This is a genomic window from Microbacterium sp. KNMS, assembly GCF_053851835.1.
Genome location: NZ_JBSQBP010000018.1, coordinates 36,873 through 47,605 on the forward strand (window position 1 = coordinate 36,873; position 10,733 = coordinate 47,605).

4 protein-coding genes are annotated in these 10,733 nt (G+C 72.9%); all 4 read left to right on the forward strand.

The features are described 5' to 3' along the window. Nucleotides 1-46: 46 nt before the first annotated feature. Genes ACWXWW_RS12095 through ACWXWW_RS12110 form a run of 4 tightly spaced genes read left to right on the forward strand, consistent with a single transcriptional unit; the run spans nt 47 to nt 10,733 of the window. Nucleotides 47-6,148, forward strand: a complete 6,102-nt coding sequence (locus tag ACWXWW_RS12095; protein ID WP_455970079.1) for an Ig-like domain-containing protein — start codon at nt 47-49, stop codon at nt 6,146-6,148. A 27-nt stretch (nt 6,149-6,175) separates the two neighbouring features. Continuing rightward, complete coding sequence (locus ACWXWW_RS12100; RefSeq protein ID WP_282979370.1) at nt 6,176-7,138, forward strand: AAA family ATPase; 963 nt, start codon at nt 6,176-6,178, stop codon at nt 7,136-7,138. After that, a complete protein-coding gene (locus ACWXWW_RS12105) occupies nt 7,135-8,397 on the forward strand; it encodes a DUF58 domain-containing protein (RefSeq protein ID WP_455970080.1) in 1,263 nt (420 codons plus the stop codon). Before ACWXWW_RS12100 ends, ACWXWW_RS12105 begins: the two co-directional genes overlap by 4 nt. Beyond that, nucleotides 8,394-10,733 carry a transglutaminase family protein gene (locus ACWXWW_RS12110; RefSeq protein ID WP_455970082.1) on the forward strand — a complete coding sequence of 780 codons (2,340 nt, stop codon included), beginning with the start codon at nt 8,394-8,396 and terminating at the stop codon, nt 10,731-10,733. Before ACWXWW_RS12105 ends, ACWXWW_RS12110 begins: the two co-directional genes overlap by 4 nt.

Consider the following 10,733-nt stretch of genomic DNA (forward strand, 5'->3'; position numbering starts at 1 on the left):
CCTGCGGCCCGCGGCGAGGCGAGCATCAGGGGGAGGCCGACCGCGGATGAAGGCATGGACCCGTCTGCGCGCACGCCGCAAGACCCTCATCGGCACGGCGGTCGTCACGGCCGCGACGCTCGCGATCGGCACGATGGCGTTCGCCTACGACGGCAACCCGACGACCGAGGTCGACCTGCACGACGGGAGCGTGTGGATCACGCGCTCATCCAGCCTCCTCGTCGGCCACTTCAACCACGAGTCGCGTCTCCTCGACGGGAGCCTGCGGACGACGAGCGAGCGCTACGACATCCGGCAGGACGGCGGCAACGTCCTCGTCGTCGACGAGGCGGATGCGGCGGTCGCCGTCGTGAACCCCTCGACCGTCTCGCTCGGCGATCGCGTCGAGCTCCCCGGCAACGCGCGGGTCGAGCTCGGCGGCGACACGGTCGCGATCCTCGACCCGGAGTCGGGCGACCTCTTCGTCGCGCCGGTCGCGGCCCTCGGCGGGTTCGACCCGGCGGAGGCCGAGCCGGTGGCCGAGCTCGGCGAGGGAGCCGCTGTCACGGTCGGGCTCGACGGCACGGTGCACGCCGTCTCGCCGAAGAAGGGCATCGTGACGGTCCCCGTCACGCCGGAGGGCGAGCCCGGCGAGCCCGAGGCGCGGGAGCTGGACCTCGAGAAGGGCGCCGAGCTCTCGATCACGTCGGTCGGCGACCGGGCGGTCGTGCTCGACCGGTCGACGGGCGTCGTGCACCTCGACGACGGCACCGAGATCGAGGTCCCGGGAGGGAAGGACGCGGCGCTCGCCCTCGACGCCGCCGCAGCGTCGAGCGTCACGGCCGCGACCGCCTCCGAGCTCGTCACGATCCCCCTCGACGGCTCCGAGATCGTCTCGGTCCCGAGCGGCGCGGGCCCCGGCGACCCGGTCGAGCCCGTCGTCCTCGGCGGATGCGCGTACGCGGCCTGGGCGGGCGCCGGCCACTTCCTGCGGGACTGCGCGGGCGACGCGCACGACCTCGCCACCGCGGTGCAGGACTACGACTCCGATGGCGAGCTCGTCTTCCGCGTGAACCGCGACGTCGTCATGCTCAACGACTCCGTGAGCGGCGCCGCATGGCTCGCGAGCGACTCGATGCTCCGCGTCGACAACTGGGACGAGCTCACTCCGCCCGACGACGGCGACGAGGAGCAGGAGGAGGAGACGACCGAGGAGACGCTCGAGACGACGCTGCCCGAGCGGAGCGAGGAGAACACCGTCCCGATCGCGGCAGACGACCGGTTCGGCGTCCGCGCGGGGCGCACGACGATCATCCCCGTGCTCGACAACGACTCCGATCCCGACGGCGACGTCCTCACCGTCTCCCTGCCCGACGGGAGCCCCGACTTCGCGGACGTCCAGCTCATCCACAACGGGACGTCGCTGCAGGTCGCGGTGCCCGAGGGACGCACGGGCTCGGGCAGCTTCACATACCAGGTCGACGACGGCCGCGAAGGGCGGGACCGCGCGACCGTGCGCATCGACGTGCACCCGGAATCGCAGAACGCGGGGCCGGAGCAGACGCGCACGCCGACCGTCGCGGTCGAGACCGGCGGCACCGTCACCTACGACGTCATGCCCGACTGGCGCGACGACGACGGCGACGACACCTATCTCGTCGACGTCTTCCCCGCCGAGGGCGACGAGGCGGACTTCACCTCGGATGGGCGCATCACCTACCGTGCGATCTCCGGCGCACAGGGGCCGCTCGAGGTCGAGGTGGTCGTCTCGGACGGGAGGCTCGCGCAATCGGGCACGCTCAAGCTCGACGTGCGGCCGGCCGGCTCCGCCCCGCCCGTGACGAACGCCGACCACGTCGTCGTGCGACTGGGACAGCAGGCGACCGTCTCCCCGCTCGCGAACGACATCTCCGCGAGCATCGACCCGCTGCGGCTGACGCGCGTCGACGAGGAGGAGGGGCTCATCATCACCCCCGACTTCTCCGACAAGACCTTCACGGTGGAGGGGACGCGCGTGGGCACGAGATACGTGCAGTACCTCGCGGCTTCGGGGGCCGACGGCGTGCCCGGTCTCGTCCGAGTCGACGTCGTCGCCGACGAGGGCAGCGATCTGCCGCCCGTCGCGGTGCGCGATCTCGCCCTCCTCCCGGCGGGCGGCGAGGTGCTCGCGGGCGTGCTCGACAACGACTCCGACCCCGCCGGCGGCGTCCTCGTCGTGCAGTCCGTGTCGGTGCCCGACGACGCGGGCATCTCCGTCTCGGTCCTCGGGCACGAGACGCTCCGCATCGCGGACCGCGCCCAGCTGGCGGAGCAGACCACGGTGACGTACCGGCTGTCGAACGGGAAGGAGAGCGTCGAGGGCGAGGTCGTGATCATCCCCGTCCCCGCCGACGAGAAGCTCCGGCCTCCCGTCGCGAACGACGACGAGGTGGTCGTCCGCGCGAACGATCTCGTCACCATCCCGGTCCTCGACAACGACTACCACCCGAACGACGACGAGATCCACGTCGCCCCCGAGCTCGTGGAGGCGCCGTCGGCCGAGGTCGGGCAGATGTTCGTGTCGGAGGACACCGTGCGCTTCCGCGCGAGCGATGTCGCTCAGACGGTGTACGCGACCTACGACGTCGTCGACTCGACCGGGCAGAAGGACGCCGGCCTCATCACGATCCAGGTGCTTCCCGTCGACGCCGAGACGAACGCGCCGCCGAACCCGCCCGACGTGACCGTGCGCGCCCTCGCCGGCGAGACTGCGAACATCCCGATCCCGCTGAACGGCATCGATCCCGACGGAGACTCGGTCGAGCTCGTCGAGCCCGCGTCCGCCGCGAAGCGGGGGACGATCGACGAGGTCGCCGTCGACCATCTCGTCTACCGCGCCTACGACGACGCCGCGGGGCTCGACACCTTCACGTACCGCGTGCGCGACGCGCTCGGCGCCGAGGCGATCGGGACCATCCGCGTCGGAGTGGCGCCCGCGGAGTCGGCGAACCAGGCGCCCTACGCCGTGACCGACTCGCTCCACGTGCGTCCGGGGCGCATCGTCGCCGTCCCCGTCCTCGCCAACGACTCCGATCCCGAGGGCAAGCAGCTGCTCGTCGTCCCCGACGGGCTCGTGGTCCCCGACGTCGACGGGCTCGAGGCGGAGACCCTGCCCGGCCTCGTCGAGATCACGGCGCCCGGCCGCGAGATGGAGACCTCGGTCCAGTACACGATCGAGGACGAGCAGGGCGCACGCGCGCAGGGCGTGATCCAGGTGACCGTCGACGACGAGGTGCCGCTGCAGGCTCCCGTCGCGAAGGACGCCCATGTGCTCCCGGCCGACATCCAGGACGACTTCACCGCCGACGTCGATCTGCGCGAGCGGCTCTCGGATCCCGATGGCACGCCGAGCACCCTCGAGCTGACGGCGGACGGCGGCGAGCTCGTCGACCCCGAGGCCGGCGTCCTCCGGGTGTCGATCGGGGAGGAGCGGCAGCTCATCCCCTTCACCGCGACCGACGAGGACGGCCTGACCGCGACGGCGTACGTGCACGTCCCGGCGAGAGCCGACCTCCGCCCCGTCCGCACGAGCACGGAGCCCGTCGTCGTCCAGAGCGGCGAGACGGTCGAGATCGCCCTCGCGGACCACGTGCGCTCGGCGACCGGCGACCCGGTGGTCATCACCGAGGCGGCGAAGGTGCAGGCGGGCAACAGCGACGGCTCGCCGCTCGTGCGCGACCAGCAGACCCTCGTCTACACCTCGGCGTACCGCTGGTCGGGCGATGACGCCATCACGTTCGAGGTCACCGACGGGACGTCGCCGGACGACCCCAGCGGCACGAAGGCGACGCTGTCCATCCCGATCCACGTGCTCCCTCCCGAGAACGAGCCGCCCGAGTTCGTCGACAGCGAGCTGACGGTGGGGGCGGGCGACGGCCCCGCCACGCTCGACCTCGCGCCGCTCGCGAGCGACATCGACGAGGACGACCTGACCTTCGCGGTCGCCGCCACCGCGGACGCCGGCGACATCGCCGTCTCGATCGACGGCACCGTCCTCACCGTGGAGGCCCAGCCCGACAGCGCGGGCACGGAGCGCACCGTCAGCGTGACCGTCTCGGACGGCGTCAACGACCCCGTCCGCGGCGAGGTGCGCGTGGCCGTGACCGCATCGAGCAAGCCGCTGCCGGTCGCGAACGACGACGTCTTCGATGCATGGAACCAGGGCGAGACGCTCACCGTGCCCGTCCTCGACAACGACGTGAACCCGTTCCCCGAGACCCCGCTCGAGCTGCTCTCGGCGACCCTCGAGACCGGCGAGGCCGAGGTCGCGGCCGAGGGCGACCAGGTCGTCGTGACGCCCGCGGCAGACTTCCACGGGACGGTCGTCGTCCGCTACCGCATCGCCGATGCGACGGGGGATCAGTCGCGGATGGTCGAGGGCCGCGTGCGCGTCACCGTGCGCGGCGTGCCGGATGCGCCCGGCAAGCCCACGGTCTCGAGCGTGCAGGACCGCAAGGTCGCGCTCAGCTGGACGCCGCCGTCGGACAACGGCGCGACGATCGCCGAGTACGTCGTCACGAGCGTCGCGGGCGACTACGAGAAGCGCTGCGCCGCGACGACGTGCACGCTCGAGGGGCTCACGAACAACGTCGAGTACCGGTTCACGGTCGTCGCCGTGAACGAGGTCGGCGCATCCGAGCCCTCGCTGCCCAGCCAGCCCGCGCGCCCTGATGCGCGCCCCGACCAGCCGCAGGCTCCCAAGCTGCCGTCCTTCGGCGATCGCGCCCTCGGGGTCACCTGGGAGACGCCGGAGACGCCCGGCTCGCCGGTCTCGAGCTTCACACTCGAGATCTCGCCCGCGCCGCCCAACGGGATCTCGCAGAAGACCGGCGTCACGGGCAACAAGATCACCTGGGAGGGCCTCGAGAACGGCACCGCCTACCGGGTGCGCGTGCGCGCGCACAACCAGGCGCCCGACCCGTCGAGCTGGAGCGCCTGGTCGGCGGCCAACATCCCGGCGGCCCCTCCGGCCGTCCCCGCGCAGCCGTCCGCGCAGATGGCGGCGCCGGTCGGCGATCAGGCGCAGATGACCGTCTCCTGGACGAAGCCGGCGACGAACGGCGACGAGATCGACGCCTACCAGCTGCAGGTGCTCCGGGGCGGCGAGCTCGTGCGCACGGTGGACGTCCCCGGCGACCAGACGACGCAGAACGTGACGCTCGACACGTCCGAGACGGACTACAGCTTCCGCGTGCAGGCGAAGAACAAGGCCGGCTGGAGTGGCTGGAGCACGGAGTCCGAGCCACGACGGGCGTACACCGCGCCCGATGCGCCCACGAACGTGAAGGCCGCGCCCCACGACAACAGCATCTCCGTGAGCTGGACCCCGGCCGCGCGCAACGGCATCAAGGAGAGCGAGATCAGCTGGCAGTACTCGCTCAACGGCGGCGCGTGGAGCAGCCAGTGGTCGGGGGCCGCGGACCCCGCCGGATCGACGATCGCCCAGGGCATCTCGAACGGCGCGTCGTACACCGTCAGCATCCGCGCGGTCTACGCGGCCACCCTGGGCACCGGCAACGGCACCGTGGCGAGCCAGGGCTCGGCGCCGTCCAACGCCGTCGTCCCGTTCGGGCCCGTCCGGAACCCCACGGTCGACGCCCAGCGCACGGGCGACGGTCGGGAGATCACCTACTCGTGGGCCGCACCGCAGCCGAACGGGCGCGACGTCGCGATGCAGATCCGCATCGACGGCGGCGCGTGGCAGGATGTCGCCCTCACCGGCTCGACGAGCGCCCGGTACGGCTACTCGACGACGCACACGATCGAAGCCCGCGCGACGGACACCGAGCGGCAGCAGAGCGCGATCGTCTCGGCGAAGGCGACCACCGTGCCCGAGGCGAAGGCGTGGACGACGCAGGGGCCCGACCGCAGCGCCAAGGACGAGAAGAACTGCGACACGGACAACTGCGAGTACCTCGTCCTCAACACGGAGAACTTCCCCGAGGGCGACTACCGCGCGACCTGCAACGACGCCGACGGCGCGTTCCGCGACGTGGGCGTCATCCACATCCCCGCCAACGGCTCCATCTACGTCGGGAAGAACCCGCACTGCTACTTCGGTTCGCCCGGCGACACGGTCTACGTCCACATCGAGGGCTGGGGCAACGCGCAGTCCGTCGTCTGGCGCTGACCGCCCACCTGAGAAGAGAGAACACGCATGACGATGACGCCCGAGCAGGCATCCTGGTTCGAGGGGACCTTCGCGCGCCTCGTCGACAACGTCGACCGCGCCCTCATGGGCAAGCGCGACGTCGTCGGGCTCGTGCTCTCGGCGATGCTCGCCGAGGGCCACGTGCTGCTCGAGGACGCACCCGGAACCGGCAAGACGAGCCTCGCGAAGGCGCTCGCGGCGACCGTGCAGGGCACCTCGAACCGCATCCAGTTCACTCCCGACCTCCTGCCGAGCGACGTCACGGGCGTCACGATCTACGACCAGCAGAGCCACCGCTTCGAGTTCCACCGCGGACCCGTGTTCGCGTCGATCGTGCTCGCGGACGAGATCAACCGCGCCTCTCCCAAGACGCAGTCCGCGCTCCTCGAGGTCATGGAGGAGTCGCGTGTCACGGTCGACGGCGTCGCGCACGACGTGGGCCGCCCCTTCCTCGTGATCGCGACGCAGAACCCCATCGAGCAGGCGGGCACGTACAAGCTGCCCGAGGCGCAGCTCGACCGCTTCCTCATCAAGACCTCGATCGGGTATCCGACGGTCGAGGTGACCGAGCGCATCCTCGCGGGTTCCGCCGACCGCAACCCCTCCGCGGGGCTCACCCCGATCATCACGACGGGCGCCGTGGCCGACATGGCCGACCTCGCGGCGACCGCGCACGTCGAGCCCAGCGTGCTGCGCTACGCCGCCGAGCTCGCGGAGGCGACCAGAGACGACTCCGACACGATGCTCGGCGTCTCGGTGCGCGGCGCGATCGCGATGGTGCGCCTCGCCAAGGTGCGTGCGGCGTCGCTCGGGCGCCACTACGTCCTCCCCGACGACATCAAGGCGCTCACCGGCCCGGTCTGGACCCACCGCCTCGTGCTCGACCCGGAGGCGGAGTTCTCGGGTGCGACCGCGGAGCGCGTGATCGCACGCGTCGTGTCGCAGGTGCCGGCGCCGCAGGTGCGATGAGCACGGAGGCTCCCGAGGCGGTCGACGCCGAGCAGGCGGAGGAGCGGGCAGGCTGGGCCGCGGTCCTCCGCTACGTCCTCGCGCGCGGATGGCGCGGCGTCCGCGTCGTCGCGGCCGTCGTCCGTCCGCTGGGCTGGGTCCTCCTCGTCGCCGCCGTCGCGCTGTGGGCCCTCGGCATCGCGTTCGGGTGGGTCGAGGTGCGCGCGATCGCCGCCATCCTCACCGCGACCCTCGTGCTCTGCGCGGGCTTCCTCTTCGGGCGCACGTCGTACGACGTCGAGCTCGACCTCACGCGCACGCGCGTCGTCGTCGGCGAGCGCGCGGTCGGCGCGCTCCGGCTCGCGAACACCGGCAGCCGCGCCATCCTCCCCTCCCGGATCGTCCTGCCGGTCGGATCGGGGCGCGGCGTCTTCGGCATCCCGCAGCTCGCGCCGGAGGAGTCGATCGAGGAGCTGTTCGCGATCCCGACCCAGCGCCGCGCCGTGCTGCCGGTCGGGCCCGTGAGCATCGTGCGGGGAGACCCGCTCGGGCTGTACGAGCGGATCGACCGCCGCGACGAGCCCGTCGACCTGTACGTCCACCCGCGCACGGTGAGACTGGATGGGCAGTCCATCGGCTTCGTGCGGGATCTCGAGGGCATGGAGACGCGCGACCTCGCGCGCGACGACATCGCCTTCCACGCGCTCTCGGAGTACCAGCCCGGCGACGACCTCCGTCACGTGCACTGGCGCTCGACCGCCCGCACGGGCACGCTCATGATGCGCACGTACGAGCAGACCCGCCGCTCGCACTTCGTCATCGGCCTGTCGACCGCGACCGCCGACTACGCGTCGCCCGAGGAGTTCGAGACCGCGATCTCGGCGGGCGGCTCGCTGGGCCTGCGCGCCATCCGCGACGCCTTCCACGTGGATGTGCGGACGCCGGCCGGTCCGCTTCGCGCCGGCACCGGTCGCCAGCTGCTCGACTCGCTCTCGGGTGTCGAGCACAGTCGTGCGCGGGCGGGGAGGGTGGCCGACCTCGCCGGCGCGGTCGCCGCGGCGGCTCCGCTCGCGAGCGTCGTCGTGCTCCTGTGCGGCAGCACGGCCGACCCCGCCGACCTCCGCGACGCCGCGTCGCGCCTGCCGCTCGGCGCACGCACGCTCATCGTCGTGTCCGCCGCCGACGCGGATACCGGGCGCCGGCGCATCGGCGAGACCGACGTGCTCACCCTCGCGACGGTCGACGACCTGCCGCGCGCTCTGCGGAAGGTGCTCGGATGAGCGTGCGCGACAGCGGGCGCCTGGGCGGATGGCGCGGTGACGCGATCGACCTGGGCGCGGTCGCGCTGCTCCTGCTCGTCCCCGTGATCGGCTTCGCGCCGACCTTCGACGGACCGCAGTACCTGATCCCCGCGCTCGCCGGCCTCGTGCTCGGGCTCGGGATCGCCTGGACGGGTGCCGTCCGGCGGTGGAGCGTCCTCCTGCTCGCAGCGGCCGCCGTGGGCGTGTACTTCGTGCTCGGCGGGGCGCTCGCGCTGCCGCACACGGCGATCGGCGGGGTGATCCCGACCATCGACACGCTCCGCCAGCTGGCGGCGGGCGTCGTGACGTCGTGGAAGTCGCTGCTCACCTCGATCGCGCCGGTCGCGGCCGCCGACGGGCACCTCATCGTGCCGCTCCTCCTCTCGCTCGCCTTCGCGACGCTCGCGGGGAGCCTCGCTCTGCGCGTCGTCCCCGCCGCCTGGACGCTCGTTCCCGCCGCGGCGCTGCTCGTGCTCCAGATCGCCCTCGGGACGGCGCAGCCCGCCGCACCGTTCGTGCAGGCGGCCGTGTTCGCGGTCGTCGCGGTCGCCTGGCTCGCGCTGCGGACGGCGCTCGCGCCGCAGCGGAGCGCGGTCGCGACGGCCGAGTCGCCACAGGCTGACGGGGGTCGCTCGAGCGTCGTCCGCCGGGTCGTGTCGGGCGCCGTCGTCCTCGCGATCGCGGCGGGTGCGGGCGCGGTCTCACTCGCCCTCGCGCCCGCGAACGAGACCCGCTACGTGCTGCGCGAGGTGATCATCCCGCCGTTCGACATCCGCGAGTACCCGAGCCCCCTGCAGTCGTTCCGGCTCTACGTGCGCGACTTCGACGAGGACGCCCTCTTCACGGTCCGGGGCCTGCCGAGCGGGGCCCGCCTGCGACTCGCGACGATGGACGCCTACTCGGGAGTGGTCTACGACGTCGCCGACTCGTCGAGCGACTTCACCCCCATCCGCTCGAACATGGCGCAGGGGGCCGCGGGGGAGGCCGCGCGCCTCACGGTCGAGGTCGGCGGCTACGAGGGGGTCTGGGTTCCGGCCGCCGGCGCGGTGCGCAGCCTCGCGTTCGACGGCGACCGCGGAGAGAGCCTGCGCCGCAGCGCGTACTACAACGCCGACACGGGCACCGCGGTCGTCCGCGACGGGCTCCGCGAGGGCGATCGGTACACCGCCGATGTCGTCATCCCGCCGACGTCCGCCGACGAGGCGCTCGCCGACGACGATTTCGCGGACGTCGACCTGCCGCGGCCCGTCGACGTTCCCGGTGATGTCGCCGAGCTCGCCGCCGACGCGGTCGCGGAGGCGCGCACGCCGATCGAGAAGGCGCGCGCCCTCACGTCGTTCCTCTCGGAGGGCGGCTTCTTCAGCCACGGTCTCGAGGGCGAGGTGCCCTCCCGCGCGGGGCACGGGTCGCAGCGCATCGCGAGCCTGCTCGGCGCCGAGCAGATGGTCGGCGACGACGAGCAGTACGCGGTCGCGATGGCGCTCATGGCGCGGGAGCTCGGCATCCCGGCGCGCGTCGTGCTGGGCTTCCACCCCGGCGAGGACGAGACGGCGGAGAACCCGTACGTCGTCACGGGCGACGACGTGCACGCGTGGGTCGAGATCGCCTTCGAGGAGGCCGGATGGGTCGCCTTCGACCCCACGCCCCCCGAGGACCAGCAGCCGAACGACCAGACGACCCGGCCGAAGAGCGCACCGAAGCCGCAGGTGCTGCAGCCGCCTCCGCCGCCGCAGGAGCCGGTCGAGCTCCCGCCGCTCGTGCCCGACGATCGGAAGGCGGATGAGGACGCCGAGCCCGAGGACGGCGCTCTCGGCCTGATCCTCCTCGTGGGCGGGGCCGGCGTCTCCGTCCTCCTCCTGCTGCTCGCGCCCTTCGTCGTGATCGGCGCCGTGAAGGCCGCCCGCCGTCGCCGACGGCGCGCGGCAGAGCGAGCGGCCGACCGCATCAGCGGCGGCTGGGATGAGCTGCGCGATCGCGCCGTCGACTACCGCGCCTACCCGCTCGACGGCGCGTCGGCCGGCGGAACGCGCTCGGAGGAGGCCGCCGTGCTCGTCGCGACCCTCGAGGACGCCCGCGTGACCGACCTCGCCGCGCGCGCGGACGCCGGCGTCTTCGGGCCGGGCGAGCCCGCCCCCGAATTCGTCGCGGCGTTCTGGAGCGAGGTCGACGCCCTGGTGGACGGGATGGGCGAGAAGGCGACATTCTGGAGTCGCCTGCGCGCCCGACTGAGCCTGCGCTCGCTGCGGCGCAGGACCGGATCGTCGTGGATCCGGAGGCTGCGCGCCGCCGCGGCCGATCGACGGAAGGATGGCTGA

Bases quoted from the DNA above. Each gene is read 5' to 3' on its own strand.
- ACWXWW_RS12095 (WP_455970079.1), top strand. From the start codon at position 47: ATGAAGGCATGGACCCGTCTGCGCGCACGCCGCAAGACCCTCATCGGC.
- ACWXWW_RS12100 (WP_282979370.1), top strand. From the start codon at position 6,176: ATGACGATGACGCCCGAGCAGGCATCCTGGTTCGAGGGGACCTTCGCG.
- ACWXWW_RS12105 (WP_455970080.1), top strand. From the start codon at position 7,135: ATGAGCACGGAGGCTCCCGAGGCGGTCGACGCCGAGCAGGCGGAGGAG.
- ACWXWW_RS12110 (WP_455970082.1), top strand. From the start codon at position 8,394: ATGAGCGTGCGCGACAGCGGGCGCCTGGGCGGATGGCGCGGTGACGCG.